A 16487-nucleotide genomic window follows, 5' to 3' on the forward strand; every position below is an offset into this window, starting at 1 on the left:
ATGTCCTGCAGTGCGTCAGAACGCGGTCAGCTCGATCTGTTCCACGCTCTCCCAGGCGAGTTCGCGGTGCGGGACGCGCAGGACCTCATGTCCTATCCTTTCTTTTCCCTCTCCAAGACCCGTCGCACGCGACCCATCGAGTTCTCGGCGGGCGGTATCGAAATCCGTGTCGAAGCCGTGGCCGACCATGGCATGGCCACGATCTGGGACGCCGATATCCTGATCTGGGCCGCAAGCCAGATCGTCGAGGCGCGCGACGCCGGGCTTCGCACATCGCGGCTCATGGCGGCGACGCCGTACCAGATTCTAACATTCATCGGCCGCGGCACCTCCGTCCGCGATTATCATCGGTTGAAGGCCGCGCTGGACCGGCTGCAATCGACGACGGTTCGCACCTCGATCCGCCAGCCGGCCGAAGGACGTCGGCACCGGTTTTCCTGGATCAACGAGTGGACGGAGCGGTCCGATAGCGGCGGCCGCCCGGACGGGATCGAGCTGATCGTGCCGGACTGGTTCTACCGAGCCGTCCTCGACGATGCGCTGATCCTGACCATCGACCGCGCGTATTTCGATCTGACGGGTGGCCTCGATCGCTGGCTCTATCGGCTGGTTCGCAAGCATGGTGGCCGCCAAAAGGCTGGGTGGCGGTTCGAATTCCGACATCTCCACGTCAAATCCGGCAGCCTCTCACCCTTCAAACGCTTTGCCTTTGAGCTGCGGGACATCATCCGCCGACAGCCACTGCCGGGTTATCGCCTGGCGCTCGAGATTGAGGCGCGGGGGCGACGACTGCTCGCCTTCGAGCCCTGTGGACAACCTGTGGACGGGCTCGTGCCATCGGGAACCCGGAGTGTCGTGCCATCGGGAACCCGACCCTCGTGCTATCAGGAACCCGGTACGGGTCCATCCATCTCAAAAGACGACAGAATTCGGAGCCGTAACTTAGACTCTAACAAAGAATCTAACTCTTGTTGTGCCGCCCCCGCTGGGGACAAGCCCGCACGCGGACGCTCTATATCCCTCGAAACAGACCCTCGGATTGACAGGCCCGAGCGACCTCTCGGCACGTCGAGGAGGGCGACGACATGAGTCCGATCCGCTCCGAACCGCGCGCGGTTGATACACAGACCATTGGCAGAGAAGGCGACCTAACCTTCGTCGAACTGACCTGGAAAGAGGGGCACATCGAACAATGGGTCCGGTTCGGCCATTCGGTCTGCGAGCAGCGCATTGATCATCACCGGCGCCGCTTCGGCTTCGCGCCAGGCGCCGTCTTCGGGGTCAATCGCTGGGCGGCCAACGCCTATGGCACGGTCCTCTCGCGCTTCGACATCCTGCAGGTTGCGAAGCCCGGAACTCCCCTTCAAACGCTGCCCTATCTGCTGCCCGGAGGGACTTTGCTGCTCTCTACCCACGGCTGGCCCAAGGTCGAACGCGTGTTGCAGGCGATCGACGCGATCGAGGCGCTCGGGATCGACCCGGCGGATGCCTCGCCGGACTACTGGCGACACCTGCACAATCGCCTGACCACCGCACAACCGGCCCACACCTATACGCGTCTTCAGCACCGAGCCTGGCTCAAGCGGCGGAGCCTTGGGCTATGACTGCGCGGCGCACCATCGTCTGGGCGACGGCCTTGTCGGTCACCCTGATCGTCCTGCATGCCATTGCTAGCTGGTCGCCGCGCGTTCTTTGGAATGCCAGCGCGAGCGTTCCTGTCGGGCTCTATCGGTTGCACTCGGTTGGCCACCTGACCATCGGGGATTTGGTCGCCGTGCAGCCGCCTCCGGCGCTTTCGGACTACCTCGATGAGCGCGGATACATGCCGCGCGGCGTGCCGCTGCTCAAGCATGTCGTGGCGCTCGAAGGGGCGTTGGTCTGCCGCTCGGGCGACAGGGTCACGGTCGATCAACGTCGTCTCGGCTACGCCCATGTGCAGGACCGCTACGGCCGCGATCTGCCCGTATGGCAGGGCTGTCATCGACTTGGAGCTGGCGAAGTCTTTCTCATGAACCCGGATGCGCCGGACAGCCTGGACGGGCGGTATTTCGGGCCCTTGCCGCGCACCGCGATCACCGCCCGACTGACACCGCTTTGGACCGTCGACGACGCCATTACCGCCAAGTCGGCGCATCCGGAGCCCACACCGCACCGCAACAGAAAGGAGGCACGCCATGCCCCAGATCGGTGAATTCACCCGCACGAAATCCGGCTTTGCCGGGTATGTCCGAACGCTGACACTGGACCTTGAGGTCTCCCTCGACAAAGCCGAGACGACCGAAGCCGAGAACGCACCCGACTACCGTCTTTTTCACGGAGATGGCGACCTTGCCCGTGAAATCGGGGCGGCCTGGGCGCGCACCGGGGAGAAGGCCGGCGAGTATTTCTCGGTGCTGATCGACGATCCGATGCTGGCGCAGCCTATCCGGGCAAATCTCTTCCGCAACGGTGAAAGTTCGGTCTGGTCGCTGCAATGGAACCGTCCGCCCAAGCGCAATGGGGCAGGGTGAGCGATGGCGCTGAATAGATCGAAACGCAGCAACCGGATCACAGTCGAGCGACCTTGCATCGCGCAAATATTGGCCGCCTTCCTTCTTTCCGGCCTTGCCGTGACAACACCGACCAGTGGTCCGGCTCTCGCAGAAATCCCAGTCGTCATCCGCGATCCAGCCCGCGATCCCCATGCAGCCGCAATTGCCGAAGCCTCGGTACGCTTTGCCATCCCGGAACACTGGATCCGTGCCGTAATGCAGGCCGAAAGCGCGGGCGATCCGGGCGCCGTCAGCCGGGCCGGGGCCATGGGGCTGATGCAGGTCATGCCCGGAACATGGGCCGCTCTGCGGCAGGACCACGGTCTCGACGCTGATCCATTCGATCCGCGCGATAACATCCTGGCGGGCACGGCCTATCTGCGCGCCATGCTCGATCGCTATGGCACCGTCGGTGGCATGCTCGCCGCCTACAATGCCGGGCCGGGGCGGTACGACGCATACCTCTCGGAGGGCCGTCCACTGCCCGCCGAAACCCGCGCTTATGTCGCGATGTTGGCTCCGCGCCTGGACGGCACGGCGCCGCTGCCGAACCGCGCAACCGTCGCTGATTGGCGCGAGGCGTCGCTGTTCACCGACAGATCGGCGGAGCATCCACAACAAAATGGCGGCAGCCCGGATGCAGATCGACCGGCCCGCGAAACGGGTCCAGCCACCCCAGATCCCGGCATATTCGTTGCTCGGCCCGGCCCGGAGACACGGCCATGAACGCGATCGTAGCTTTGTGTGCGTGGGCGAGCCGTTTCGTATGGGAGGCGGAAGGGCGCGCTTGGACAACGGGTGGGAAGGAAAAAGGGCGAGATAAAAGCCCCTGCCACGAATGCCGCAAGTCCCTGACGGGACTGGCCTTTTCGAGTGCATGTCTTTCGGTCGTGTGCAGGTTGCGAGATTTTTCCCTGCGATTTCAACGCTCCGGCATGCACAGGTGCGTTTCAGGCCTCGGATGGGGCAGCGCATGACCGAGACCGAGCGCGACTTCCGGATCCGACCGGGCAAACCCCGTAGCACCCGAACGCCGAGTTCCAAAGGCTTCGTGGACCGGGTGCTGCGTGCGGCTCAGAAAGCCGGGCATACCGCGCCATCGCGCAGTCTGGGTCGGCCAAGGTGCTCGACCTTCGGGCGCGGTCATGGCCGGTTCGGGCGCAGCCGACTGTTCTCGCCCGCGCGCCGCGTTGTCGTCAAAGCCCGCATCGCTCGCCACAAGGGCCGGGCCTATCGCGCGGCACCGCTCTCGACCCATCTGGCCTATTTGCGCCGCGACGGTGTCGGCAAGGTTGGGGAGAGGGGTCTGCTCTTCGATGCCGAGACCGACGGTCTGGACGGTTCCGACTTCGCGGCACGATGCGAAAACGATCGTCACCATTTCCGCTTCATCATCTCGCCCGAGGACGCCGCCGAGATGGAGGACCTCCGCGACTTCACATGCGACCTTGCGCGGCGGATGGAGGCCGATCTCGGCACGCGGCTGGAATGGGTCGCAGTGGATCACTGGAACACCGACAATCCGCATGTGCATCTGATCGTCCGCGGCGTCGATGATCGTGGCGGCGATCTTGTGATCGCGCGCGATTACATCAGTAGCGGGCTTCGGTCCCGCGCCGAGGATCTGGTCGCGCTGGAGCTCGGTCCGAAACCGGAGCACGAAATCCGGCATGCGCTCGAACGGGAGGTCACGGCGGAACGCTGGACGCGCCTCGATCGGGAGCTGCGCTATCAGGCCGACGAACTCGGTCTTCTCGACCTGCGCCCCTCAGCACCCGGACCCGCGGACCCGCAAATCCGCCGGTTGATGGTCGGCCGCTTGCAGCACCTTCGGAAACTCGGCCTGGCCTCGGAAGGCCGCCCCGGTGAATGGATGCTCGGGCTCGAAGCGGAACGCACGCTCCGCGATCTGGGCGAGCGCGGCGACATCATCAAGACGATGCACCGCGCCTTCGCCGAGCGGCGGCAAGACCGCGGGTTCTCCGACTTCGCCATCGACGAAGGCCGGGCAGGGGACCCGATCATCGGGCGGCTGGTCGCGACCGGCCTGTACGACGAGCAGTCCGGCACCGCCTATGCCGTGATCGATGGCACGGACGGGCGCGCGCACCACGTACGCTTTCGCGGTCTGGACGCGTTCGACCACGCGCCCGCGCCGGGCGGCATCGTCGAGGTGCGCCGCTTCGGTGGTCCGGACGATCCGCGCCCGACGCTTGTCCTGGCCAACCGGTCCGATCTCGACCTGCAAGGCCAGATCACCGCGCCAGGCGCGACTTGGCTCGATCACCGTCTGGTCGAACGTTCCCGCATGCCGCTTGCGATGGGCGGGTTCGGGGCGGAGGTCCGGAACGCGCTCGATGCCCGCGCCGAACATTTGGTGGATGAGGGGCTGGCACAAAGGCAGGGACAGCGGATCATCTTCCAGCGCAATCTTCTCGCGACCCTGCGGAAGCGTGAGCTCGATACTGTCGGCCAGACCCTCGAGACCGAGACAGGCTTGCCTCATCGTCCCGCAAAGTCCGGTGAGCAAGTGTCCGGCACCTACACCCGGCAGCTCCGTCTGACCTCCGGCCGCTATGCGATGATCGAGGGTATCGGCCAGGACGGCGGACGCAGTTTCCAGCTCGTCCCCTGGTCTCGCGAGATCGAGCCCCGCCTTGGCCTGCACATCACGGGGATCGTGCGCGGCGGCGGTGGAATCGACTGGAGCCTCGGGCGCAAGCGCGGGCTTGAGTTGTAGAAGGATGCGTCAATTCGGAATTGTTGCGGAATAAGGCCTATGGCCAACTTCTGCGAATCCATTCACGCAACCAGATCTCGCCGTCCGATAGCTCGATGCACCCAATTTTAGATAGGTCATCGATTACTTGCGCGAAGGATTTGTCGCTTAATTCGTTCAGATCGGCTTCGGCAAGAGCCTTATTCGTCAAATTTAAAGCGCTCATTTCTGAGATACGATGTCTGCCATCGTGATTCTTCCACATCGCAACGATCGCAATCGCATGCTCCTTGCTGAGTTCGACCTTTGAAGTTGAGTAAAGGTCCTTCCAGATAACCAAAGCGCCTAAGCAGGCCAGCCACGGATTTGATGCTGCTCCCGCACCGGTCAACGCAATACCTGGTAATGCTCCTACAAGCTTTGACCAATTTAGTACGATGTTTCCTGGCTTGATGCTTGCGCCGCCCCTCCGACCGCCGTGTGAGACTACAATTAGTTCCATCCGGCGCTCGCTCTCAGGTATTTCCGGCGGTTTTACTCGGCAAAAAGCTTCGATCAGCCTGCGGCTTTGTTCTTCTGAAAGGGAGTATGTGCCATCAGTTAAGCTCTCGAGTTTTTCAAGAAGTCTTTTCAATTGATTATCACTCACGAGACGTTCACCTCTCAGTTTTCCGGGTCTTAGATGAACAATCGCTTCAACCAAAGTATACCTCAAGTCGGATTGCCGTAGCACTCGTGTACTGCGCGAACGAACGCGTCACTCTGCCGGAACAACCTGTCCTTTATATGCACTATGATATCCAAGAATGCGACGCATCGACGACGAAGGTTGCATCTGGATTTGATGGTTCGACCATACCCGTATGACCGCTACGAAAATCCTCTGGGGCCAGATCCTCGCTGTCTTCCTGATCGTGCTCACGACGACCTGGGGCGCAACGCAATGGGTCGCCTGGCGGCTGGGGTTTCAGGCGCAGCTGGGCAGCCCATGGTTCGAGGCCTTCGGCCTGCCGATCTACCCGCCCCCTGCATTCTTCTGGTGGTGGTACTTCTACGACGCCTATGCGCGAACGGTCTTCTGGGAGGGCGGCGCGATCGCGGCCTCGGGCGGGTTCATCTCCATCGCCGTGGCCATCACCATGTCCGTCATCCGGGCGCGCGAGGCCGCCGACGTCGATACCTATGGTTCGGCCCGCTGGGCGAACAGGGCCGAGGTCGAGGCCGCCGGGCTGCTGAGTTCCGATGGTGTCGTGCTCGGCAAGCTGGATCAGGACTACCTGCGCCATGACGGGCCGGAGCATGTGCTCTGCTTCGCGCCGACCCGGTCGGGCAAGGGGGTTGGCATCGTTGTCCCGTCGCTGCTGACCTGGCCGGGCTCCGCCATTGTCCATGACATCAAGGGCGAAAACTGGGACCTGACGGCCGGGTTCCGCGCGCGCCATGGCCGGGTGCTGCGCTTCGATCCAACCAGCCTGACCTCGGCCGCCTACAACCCGCTGCTCGAAGTTCGCCGGGGCGAGTGGGAGGTACGCGATGTTCAGAACGTGGCCGATGTACTTGTCGATCCCGAAGGGTCTCTGGAGAAGCGAAACCATTGGGAAAAGACCTCGCACTCACTGCTGGTCGGCGCGATCCTGCATGTGCTTTATGCCGAACCCGACAAGACACTGGCCGGCGTTGCCGCCTTCCTCTCCGACCCACGCCGCCCGATCGAGCAGACGCTCGAAACCATGATGGCGGCGCGTCATCTGGGAGGGGCCGGCCCGCATCCGGTCATTGCCTCGACCGCGCGGGAGCTTCTGAACAAGTCCGACAACGAACGCTCGGGCGTTCTCTCGACGGCGATGTCCTTCCTTGGCCTCTACCGCGATCCCGTCGTCGCCCATGTGACACGGCGCTGCGACTGGCGGATCGACGACCTTATCGGTGCAGAACACCCGACGACCCTTTACCTCGTCGTGCCGCCCTCGGACATCTCGCGCACCAAGCCGCTGATCCGCCTGGTGCTGAACCAGATCGGCCGCCGATTGACGGAGGACCTGAAGGACACCCGCCGTCGTCATCGCGTCTTGATGATGCTCGACGAATTCCCCGCACTCGGGCGGCTCGATTTCTTCGAAAGTGCGCTGGCCTTCATGGCGGGCTACGGGATCAAGAGCTTCCTGATCGCGCAGTCGCTCAATCAGATCGAGAAGGCCTATGGCCAGAACAACGCCATCCTCGACAATTGCCACGTCCGGGTGAGCTTCGCGACCAATGATGAACGGACTGCCAAGCGTGTCTCGGATGCCCTTGGTACGGCAACCGAGTTGAAGGCGATGAGGAACTACGCGGGCCACCGGTTGGCACCCTGGCTGGGTCACCTCATGGTCTCGCGCTCCGAAACTGCGCGCCAACTCATGACGCCCGGCGAGATTATGCAGCTGCCGCCAGAGGACGAGATCGTCATGGTCGCAGGCTGCCCGCCGATCCGGGCAAAGAAGGCGCGGTATTTCGAGGACAAGCGGTTTGTTGATCGCGTGGTTGGGCCGCCAGAACCGGAGCAAGGCATGCCGATGATGCAGGATGATCCATGGTCATCTCTCCCGACCATCGAAGCCGCTACGCCTTTGCGCGCGTCGGCGCCGTCGGGTGAAGCTGATGAGGCGAATGCAGGCCCGCGTCGGGAACCTGACTTGCCTGAGCATGTGGCTACAGCCCCGGAAAAGACGACAGAACCAGCGCGCGAGTTCGAGATGATGCTCGATGACGAACCGGAGGAGGCGGCACGGCAACGGCGGGCCCTGCGCAAGCAGATGGGGCAGGTGGCCCGGCAGGCTTCGATGGACCGCAACGACGGCATCGATCTCTGAGGGCAAATCCATGCGGGACCGTCTCAACCTCTCCCTGCCAGCCGAGTTGATCGGGCGGATCAACGACATCGCCGACCGGAAACGGGTGACCCGCTCCGCCATCGTCGAAGCGGCCGTCGAGTCCTTCCTCTCGCCCGATCATTCCGACATGCGGGAGGCCGCCCTGACGCGCCGCCTCGACCGCCTCTCACGCCAGGTCGCGCGTCTGGAGCGCGACCAGCGGATCACGACCGAGACCCTCGCGCTCTTCGTCCGCTTCTGGCTCACCATCACCCCACCGATTGCGCCTGAGAAGCAAGCCGCGGCACAGGCCAAGGGCCGCGAGCGGTTCGACGGGTTCGTCGAGACCTTGGGCAAGCGGGTGCAGAAGGGGCGGTGGTTTGCGGATGAGATAGTCGGTGATGCGCAGGCGAAGCGGTAGTCCCGAGAAAGTCGTACTTTACCATACTGATTGGCAGGTTTTGCGTTGACGTTGTGAAGTGTGTCTATATCGTGTGTCGGGAAAACGCTTGGCCTTCAAGGATATCGCCAACGCCCAACTGAAACTTCTAGACTGCGAGCTTGAGTGCCTTGGCCCAGATGAACTTCATCGATCTTTTCGCCGGTCTGGGCGGATTTCATCAGGCGCTGAGCGCGTCAGGCGGTGAGTGCGTGTTCGCCTCGGAGATCAACGCCGATCTGGCCGCTTTGTACGAGAAGAACTATGGTACAAAGCCCCACGGCGATATCCGCAGCGTCGATATTCCTTCAATCCCTGATCATGATGTCCTTTGCGCAGGCTTTCCCTGCCAGCCGTTCTCCAAGGCTGGCGAGCAGAAAGGCCTGCAATGCCCCCAATGGGGCGACCTCATCGATTACGTGATCGACATTTTGCGTCTGAAGGAACCGCGCTTCTTCATCATCGAAAATGTGCCAAACCTTGTCCGCCATGACGGCGGCAGGACGTGGCAGAATATCTGCACCCGGCTGCGCGCGCTCGACTATGATGTCGATTTTGCGCGCTTGTCCCCGCATATGTTCGGGGTGCCGCAAAAGCGTGAACGCGCCTTCATCATTGGCGACCGCGAAGGGCTTGGCGGCTTTTCCTGGCCGGTGCCAGAAGACGCGGCGCAGCTTTCCATTTCGTCCGTCTTAGACAATAGCCCCGAGGATGCTCTGCACCTGAGCCCAAGCCATGTCCATTATCTTACCATCTGGCAGGAATTCGTGGCGGCGTTCCCGAAAAATATGGAACTGCCGTCATTCCCGATTTGGGCGATGGAATTCGGTGCAGATTATCCCCTAGATGGCCTGACACCGTATGAGCGCGGATTTCGTCGGCTTGGCCGGTATAAGGGCGCATTCGGGCAGTCCTTGAAGGGACTATCGGCCGAAGAGACTGAAGCTGCGCTTCCAGGCTATGCCCGCACAAAGCTTGAGCACTTTCCGGCATGGAAGATTGATTTCATCGAAAAGAACCGCGCCTTCTACGCCGAGCACAGATCAATCATCGATCCTTGGATTGACCAGATTAGGTCCTTCCCGCCCAGCTTTCAGAAGCTCGAATGGAATATTAAAGGCGGAGCGCGGGATATCTGGAAACACGTTATCCAATTCCGGGCGAGCGGCATTCGCATCAAAAAGGCCGATACTGCTCCCTCACTCATTGCGATGACAACGAGTCAAGTTCCCATCATCGGATGGGAGCGGCGCTATATGACGCCGCGTGAATGCAGCCGCCTGCAAAGCCTTGAGCTCACCCATTTGCCAAGCACCAAGAACGGTGCCTATAAAGCCTTTGGCAATGCCGTAAATGTTGAAGTTGTGAAGCGCATCTTCGCCGCCCTTGTCACCAGAGAAGATGCAGCGGAGTCCGTACAGCGGGCCGTTGCCGCAGAGTAATATGAGCCGCCTAAACACGGTCAATATCCGGCCCGGTGTGAACGTCCTTTCGGTGCTGCCGCACCTTAACTACAAGGCGTGGTATGCCTTGGCCGAGTTCGTTGATAACTCGATCCAGAGCAGTATCTCGCGTCGCAAGGACTTAGAAGCCACTTCGGGCGGTTCCTACGTTTTGCGGGTCGATATCACCTTCGATGCGGACGACAGCCGGATCGTGGTTCTCGACAACGCTGCCGGCATTGCCTCATCTGACTATCAACGTGCCTTCCGGCCTGCCGAAATCCCACCTGATGCAACGGGTCTGTCCGAGTTCGGCATGGGCATGAAGAGCGCGGCATGCTGGTTCGCGCCGAAATGGAGCGTCCGCTCCAGTGCACTTGGAGAAAGAGACGAGCGCACTGTCTTCTTCGATATCGATCACATCGTCCATGACAGCATCGAAGAGTTGAATGTCGTCACTTCGGTTGCGTCCGAAGACAAGCACTACACGGAAATCCGGCTGGAAGACATTCGCCGCTTTCCAAAGGGCCGGACCATCGGCAAGATCAAAGAGCATCTGGCCAGCATCTACCGCATCTTCCTACGATCAGGCGCGCTGGAACTCTTTGTGGACGGTGAGCGCCTTAGATACGACGAGCCCAAGGTTTTGGTCACGCCATCCTACAAAGACCCCGATGGACCACAGATCACTTGGAAGCGCGATATCGACATCGATCTCGGGCCAGGAAAATCAGCTACCGGCTTCGTTGCTATCCGGGAGAAGGCCGATACCCGCCTTGCTGGCCTCGCGCTCTTCCGGCGCAATAGACTGGTCCTTGGCAGCGCTGATGAAACCTACCGGCCTGCCGACATTTTCAAGCGGCCAAATAGCTATGAATCGCAGCGCATCTTTGGCGAAATCCATCTGAAGGGCTTCAGTGTCTCGCATACCAAGGACGGTGTTCAGTGGGGCGAGCATGAAGACGAGTTTCTTCGGAAGCTCTACAAAATCCTGAACGCCGAAGACCTGCCGATCATCAAGCAGACACAAAAGTACAGGGCCTTGGAGGACGCGCGCAACGCGCGCAAGGTCGCCCGCAGCGCAGCGCCCGCCGTGGCCAAGCAGTTCGATCACAGAGCCCTGGTTACATCGCAGCAGACGTTTCCAAGCGCCCAATCGCCGCGCCCTGAGCCTTCGCCGGACGCGAACCTTCCCGATGTAGGGGAGCAGCTTGACGCGGTTGCGGAAGGTGAGCGCGATGATTTTCAGTTTGAGTTTTTGTTCCGGGGGACGCCTTGGATCGTGAAGCTCGAATTGTCCTATGCCGACAAGGAAAGCGATTGGCTTTCCATCCAAAGCAGACCAGCCATCACAGACCCCGATCCGCGCGAAGTGCTGATCCGCGTGGCCATGCTCCATCCGTTCATGGCGCAGTTTCCTAATCTGGACTCGGAAGGTTTTGCGGCGGTCCTGAACATCGCTGCCACCATGGCACTGTCAGAAGTCATCGCCACGGAACTTGCCTCGCATCACCCCAAAGCAATCCGGCAATACACCAATGAAATCCTCAAGAACCTGGTGACGAGGACTGTCCCCGATGAGTGACGAAGGCATTATCCAGATTCACGAGCGCCAGACGTCCGGCAAATGGAACCCGGCGCAAGGTCCGGCCCTAACGCGCCTTCTTCAGTCAAACACATCACTTTCAGAGGTCGAGAAGACCCGGCTGGTCTCGGAAACCTTGTCGATCATGCGTCAATGCGCTGATCCGAAGAATCCGGGCGATCACAATACTGGCCTGATCATCGGCTATGTCCAGAGCGGCAAGACGCTTTCCTTCACAAGCCTGTCTGCGCTCGCGCACGACAATGACTATCAGATCGTCCTTCTTCTGGCCGGAACGACTAACAACTTGGTCGAGCAATCCTTCGAACGTCTGAAGAAGGACTTGGAAGTCGAGAAGAACCGGAACTGGAAGCTGTTCTCGACCAGAGACAAAGGCTTTCAGGGTGCTGAGGTTGAGCGGGTCAAAAGCGAGCTTGCGAAATGGCGCAAGGGGAGCACGCGCTCGCGCACTGTTCTGATCGTCTCCATGAAGGAGCATCGCCATCTTGATCATCTAGCCACATTGCTCGCCGGGGTCGATCTGACGAACGTGCCGACGCTCATCATTGATGACGAAGGCGACCAAGCGGGGATGAATACCAAGGCCCTGCAACAAGAAGAAAGCACGACCTACGCGCGCATCACGGCGCTGCGCCGTCTTTTCCCGCATCACAGCTATCTTCTCTACACTGCCACACCGCAAGCGCCGCTTCTGATCAGCCGCATCGACACGCTCTCGCCTGACTTTGGGGCGGTGCTGACACCCGGCGACGCCTATGTCGGCGGCATAGAGTTCTTTGTGGACGGGCCGGACAAATACATCGAGCTCATTCCCCAAACCGATGTACCGGACAGGGACGATCCGCCAGCGAGCCCGCCTGCCAGCATGCTGGAGGCCCTGAAAGACTTCTTCGTTGGCGTAGCCATCGGCTTGCGCGAAGAAGATGACCAGGGCGGCGGCAATCGCTCCATGATGATCCATCCGGCCATCCCGAAGGCCGATCATCTCATGTTTTCAAGATGGGCGCGGAACACGCGCGATGAATGGGCGTCCATTTTGGACGACCCGGATCATCACGGCCATGACGACTTGCTGGCAGGTTTTCGCGCTGCCTTCGAACGGTTGAGCGAGACCTACGCGGTCAACTACGGCTTCAACCAGATCGAGCCGCTGCTCTTCGACGCTGTGTCGGAAACCGCCATCGCCGAGCTCAACACCCGCGAGAAGACCAAAATCCCCTCCATCGATTGGAAGGGCGACTATAGCTGGATACTTGTCGGCGGGATCGGCCTGGACCGTGGCTTCACCGTTGAAGGCCTGACGGTCTCCTACATGCCGAGGTCCATCGGCATCGGAAACGCCGACAACATCCAGCAGCGCGCGCGCTTCTTCGGCTACAAGAAGCGCTATCTTGGCCTCTGCCGCATCTATCTGACGACAGAAAACATCGAAGCGTTCCAAGACTACGTGTCCCACGAGGAATCGGTCCGCTCATCGATCTCCAAGCACATCAAAGATGGGAGCGGCCTGAAGGACTGGCGGCGCACCTGGTTCCTCAGCCAGAGGCTTCAGCCGACACGGCGCTCTGTCATCTTGCTCGACATGTACCAGTCGCGCGGGCGGGAGGGGTGGATTTACCCCGACTACCCCTATGAGGATACCGGCTTCGTCGCCGATAACCGCGAAGCAGTAAACCAGCTACTCGGCGCGTTCGACTTCTGGGAATATAAGCAGCATGGCTGGAACCAGCAGCAGACCATTCCTGCGTTCAGCGACGACATTCCGCTCAGCGAGATAATCCCCTTCATTGGGCAAATCCGCTACAAGAACCCCGGCGATAGCTTGCAGCACTCGGCCATCATGGTCGGCCTTGAAAAGCTGGCCAGCGAAGATGCTGAGATGCGGTGCAGCGTCTTTGCCTTCTCCGGCCCATGGTCGGGCGTGGAAGCGCGCCGCAGTCTTGATACCAAAGACCCGCCCAAGATCAGAAACCTCTTTCAGGGTAGCAACGCGCGCACCAATTATCCCGGCGCGCGCCAAATCCGGGCCGATGACACGATCACCTTCCAGATTCATCGCTATCACTTAGAAAATGCCGCCAAGAACCGCGTGCTTCTGGAAGACTTGCCCGTGCTCGCCGTGCACATCCCCGAGCACCTGGCGGAGCGTGTTTGGGTAGAACGAGAGGACGATGCTGTTTGAGGCGTATCAGGAACTTGCGCGCCGCTTCCCGGATGCCTGCCAGCATCTCTTCGGGAACAAGATCGATGGTGCACATGGCCTCTGGCTTTCCTTGGATGCGCAAGGGCAGCCCTATTTGCTCTTCGAGATGGCCGAGGATGATGGCCAGCCTGATCTGAAGCTGAAGGCCGTTGAGGTTCGCTTCGCGTGCCCCTGCGATATCCAGCTTCAGGATGGCAGTGCTCTTTCCGGCACCTACACGCTGGTTTCCCTTGCCAATGACGATCCCGACATCATCCGCGTCTTCCTCCGCCTTTTGGAAGAAGCGTTCCTGACGCCCGGCGCGGATCACTCAGCAGCGGCAGTACGCGACCAAATCCTTTCGATTGCGGACCTCTTCGCGCGGCTGAGCGACGAGTTGAAAGACGTGGTTGGGCTTTGGGGTGAGTTGCACATCATCCGCACCGCACAAGATGTGAACGCCGCAGCACGCGCATGGTCATCGTCCGCCCGTTCCCGTTACGACTTCATGACCGAGCGCTTTGCGCTGGAAGTGAAGACGACCCTTAAGTCTGCGCGGCAGCACCGGTTTTCGCTTGAGCAGCTTCGCCCCAACGCGGACGTTCAGGTCTACATTGCATCCATCTTGCTGACTGAGTTGCCGGGTGGTGAAGCGGCCTACGAGTTGATCGATGAGGTTTACGCTGCGCTTGACGATCCCCAGAACCGCGCCCGGTTTTTTCGCCAATGCCTGCGCAAAGGCGGCGCGGACATCTATGGATCAGAGTTGCGCCTAAGCACGCTGCCGGGCGGCGCATCCATCGCGCTTTTTGACGCTGGCACCTTGCCGGTGCCGGCCGTCGAGGGCGGAGATCCGATTTCCAATGTGCGCTTTGACCTCCGGCTTCAGCAGCAGGAAATGCTCGAATCGGAGCGCCAACAGAGCGTGCTGAGTTTTTTGATTTTGGAGATCTGATAACTCGGGTCCAACTGACCCTTTTCCCTGTCTTTGCACGCCAGAGCCCTACGCCCCTTGATGACCTGTTGAGCGCAGCCGGTTTCCGGTTTTCTTGATGGACCCGATCCAGGGCCGCCCGTCGGCCACTACTCACGGAACGGGGAAAGCATGGCAGAGGCAGCTCGGAAACCTGAAGCGATGGCCCGCGGCGCGCGAATGCTGCGCACGGCGCTCGGGCCCGCCATCGCCGGGTTTCTGGAAGACCCGATGACCGTCGAGGTCATGCTCAATCCCGACGGGCGGCTCTGGATCGACCGGCTGTCCGAAGGGCTCTCCGATACCGGCGCCACGCTCTCGCCCGCCGATGGCGAGCGGATCGTGCGGCTCGTCGCCCATCATGTCGGGGCCGAGGTGCATGCGGCGCGGCCGCGCGTCTCGGCCGAACTGCCCGAGACCGGGGAACGCTTCGAAGGGCTCCTGCCGCCCGTGGTCACCGCGCCCTGTTTCGCGATCCGCAAACCCGCCGTCGCGGTCTTCACGCTTGCCGACTATGTCGCTTCCGGGATCATGAGCGAGACCCAGGCGGCGCTGTTGCGCGACGCCGTTGCCGCCCGCGCCAATATCCTCGTGGCGGGCGGCACCTCGACCGGCAAGACGACCCTGACCAACGCGCTTCTGGCCGAAGTGGCCGGATCGTCCGACCGCGTCGTGATCATCGAGGATACACGCGAGCTGCAATGCACAGCACCCAACCTAGTCGCTTTGCGCACCAAGGACGGCGTTGCTTCGCTTTCCGATCTTGTCCGCTCCTCGCTGCGCCTGCGCCCCGACCGCATTCCCATCGGCGAGGTGCGCGGGGCCGAGGCGCTGGACCTCTTGAAGGCCTGGGGCACCGGCCATCCCGGCGGCATCGGGACCATCCATGCGGGCTCCGCCCTCGGCGCGCTGCGCCGGATGGAGCAGCTCATCCAGGAGGCCGTGATCACCGTGCCGCGCGCCCTCATCGCCGAGACCATCGATCTCATCGCCGTCCTCTCCGGGCGCGGGGCCAACCGCCACCTCGCCGAGCTCGCCCGCATCGAGGGGCTGGGACCGGACGGTGACTATCGCATCACACCGGCGGCGCCGCCGACCGGGATGGAAACTGAAACAGGAGACCCTTCATGACCCGACCCCTTCACCGGCTGCGCGCGCAGGCCGCGCACGCCGTCACCTACGCCACCGTCACCCTGATGCTGGCCGGACCCGCCCGGGCGGCAGGCTCTTCCATGCCCTGGGAAGCGCCGCTGCAATCGATCCTCGAGTCGATCGAGGGGCCGGTCGCCAAGATCATCGCGGTGATCATCATCATCGTGACCGGCCTGACGCTGGCCTTCGGCGACACCTCCGGGGGCTTCCGCCGCCTGATCCAGATCGTCTTCGGCATCTCCATCGCCTTCGCGGCCAGTTCCTTCTTCCTGAGCTTCTTCAGCTTCGGCGGCGGGGCGCTGATCTGATGGATAGCACGTTCGAGCAGCTGGCGGACGTGCCGGGCTTCACCGTCCCGGTCCATCGAGCATTGACCGAGCCGATCCTGCTGGCCGGTGCGCCGCGGGCCTTCGCGATCCTGAACGGCACGCTGGCCGGGGCCATCGGGCTCGGGCTGCAGCTCTGGGTCGCGGGAATCGTCATCGGCCTTCTGGGCCACCTGGTGGCGGTCTGGGCCGCCCGGCGCGATCCACTCTTCGTCGAGGTCGGTCGCCGGCATCTGCGGCTGCCCGGTCATCTCGAGGTTTGAGG

At 61.7% G+C, this 16487-nt stretch carries 16 protein-coding genes; 15 read left to right on the forward strand and 1 reads right to left on the reverse strand.

The genetic code is table 11. The features are described from left to right. The 6 genes from AC2FL1_RS14060 to AC2FL1_RS14085 all read left to right on the forward strand — a co-directional run bounded on the left by AC2FL1_RS14060 (position 1) and on the right by AC2FL1_RS14085 (position 5271). A complete protein-coding gene (locus AC2FL1_RS14060; RefSeq protein WP_496877353.1) occupies positions 1 to 1089 on the forward strand; it encodes a replication initiator protein A in 1089 nt (362 codons plus the stop codon). After that, positions 1086 to 1604 (forward strand): DUF2840 domain-containing protein, encoded by a 519-nt coding sequence (locus AC2FL1_RS14065; RefSeq protein ID WP_496877354.1) that lies wholly within the window; start codon positions 1086 to 1088, stop codon positions 1602 to 1604. Before AC2FL1_RS14060 ends, AC2FL1_RS14065 begins: the two co-directional genes overlap by 4 nt. Then, positions 1601 to 2191, forward strand: a complete 591-nt coding sequence (locus AC2FL1_RS14070; protein WP_496877355.1) for a S26 family signal peptidase — start codon at positions 1601 to 1603, stop codon at positions 2189 to 2191. Before AC2FL1_RS14065 ends, AC2FL1_RS14070 begins: the two co-directional genes overlap by 4 nt. Next, positions 2175 to 2510: a DUF736 domain-containing protein gene (locus AC2FL1_RS14075; protein WP_496877356.1), complete on the forward strand. Its 336-nt coding sequence runs from the start codon at positions 2175 to 2177 to the stop codon at positions 2508 to 2510. Before AC2FL1_RS14070 ends, AC2FL1_RS14075 begins: the two co-directional genes overlap by 17 nt. Positions 2511 to 2609: 99 nt before the next feature. Then, a complete protein-coding gene (locus AC2FL1_RS14080; protein WP_496877357.1) occupies positions 2610 to 3257 on the forward strand; it encodes a lytic transglycosylase domain-containing protein in 648 nt (215 codons plus the stop codon). 247 nt (positions 3258 to 3504) lie between these two features. Continuing rightward, complete coding sequence (locus AC2FL1_RS14085) at positions 3505 to 5271, forward strand: relaxase/mobilization nuclease domain-containing protein (RefSeq protein ID WP_496877358.1); 1767 nt, start codon at positions 3505 to 3507, stop codon at positions 5269 to 5271. A 37-nt stretch (positions 5272 to 5308) separates the two neighbouring features. Here the strand turns inward: AC2FL1_RS14085 and AC2FL1_RS14090 are convergent, their stop codons facing one another. Continuing rightward, entirely contained in the window at positions 5309 to 5899 is a 591-nt protein-coding gene (locus AC2FL1_RS14090) for a hypothetical protein (protein ID WP_496877359.1), read from the reverse strand. Between the two features lie 214 nt (positions 5900 to 6113). On the opposite strand from AC2FL1_RS14090, the gene AC2FL1_RS14095 reads away from it, so the two are divergent. From AC2FL1_RS14095 to AC2FL1_RS14135, 9 genes are all read left to right on the forward strand, one after another. Beyond that, the gene (locus AC2FL1_RS14095; RefSeq protein WP_496877360.1) at positions 6114 to 8102 is read left to right on the forward strand and encodes a conjugal transfer protein TraG; all 1989 of its coding nucleotides are present in this window, start codon (positions 6114 to 6116) and stop codon (positions 8100 to 8102) included. A 10-nt stretch (positions 8103 to 8112) separates the two neighbouring features. Then, entirely contained in the window at positions 8113 to 8523 is a 411-nt protein-coding gene (locus AC2FL1_RS14100; protein ID WP_496877361.1) for a ribbon-helix-helix domain-containing protein, read from the forward strand. A 158-nt stretch (positions 8524 to 8681) separates the two neighbouring features. Then, positions 8682 to 9983: a DNA cytosine methyltransferase gene (locus tag AC2FL1_RS14105; RefSeq protein WP_496877362.1), complete on the forward strand. Its 1302-nt coding sequence runs from the start codon at positions 8682 to 8684 to the stop codon at positions 9981 to 9983. Between the two features lies 1 nt (position 9984). Further along, entirely contained in the window at positions 9985 to 11568 is a 1584-nt protein-coding gene (locus AC2FL1_RS14110) for an ATP-binding protein (RefSeq protein WP_496877363.1), read from the forward strand. Further along, positions 11561 to 13771 carry a Z1 domain-containing protein gene (locus AC2FL1_RS14115; protein WP_496877364.1) on the forward strand — a complete coding sequence of 737 codons (2211 nt, stop codon included), beginning with the start codon at positions 11561 to 11563 and terminating at the stop codon, positions 13769 to 13771. The genes AC2FL1_RS14110 and AC2FL1_RS14115 overlap by 8 nt, the downstream gene beginning before the upstream one ends. Then, entirely contained in the window at positions 13761 to 14726 is a 966-nt protein-coding gene (locus AC2FL1_RS14120; protein WP_496877365.1) for a PD-(D/E)XK motif protein, read from the forward strand. The genes AC2FL1_RS14115 and AC2FL1_RS14120 overlap by 11 nt, the downstream gene beginning before the upstream one ends. 198 nt (positions 14727 to 14924) lie before the next feature. Then, entirely contained in the window at positions 14925 to 15875 is a 951-nt protein-coding gene (gene trbB, locus AC2FL1_RS14125; RefSeq protein ID WP_496877391.1) for a P-type conjugative transfer ATPase TrbB, read from the forward strand. Continuing rightward, on the forward strand, positions 15872 to 16204 hold the full coding sequence (locus AC2FL1_RS14130; protein WP_050532553.1) for a TrbC/VirB2 family type IV secretion system protein: 333 nt from the start codon (positions 15872 to 15874) through the stop codon (positions 16202 to 16204). Before trbB ends, AC2FL1_RS14130 begins: the two co-directional genes overlap by 4 nt. Continuing rightward, on the forward strand, positions 16204 to 16485 hold the full coding sequence (locus tag AC2FL1_RS14135) for a VirB3 family type IV secretion system protein (RefSeq protein WP_050532552.1): 282 nt from the start codon (positions 16204 to 16206) through the stop codon (positions 16483 to 16485). The genes AC2FL1_RS14130 and AC2FL1_RS14135 overlap by 1 nt, the downstream gene beginning before the upstream one ends. Positions 16486 to 16487 lie beyond the last annotated feature (2 nt).

The sequence above is a fragment of the Ruegeria sp. YKSF070 genome (genome assembly GCF_059612725.1).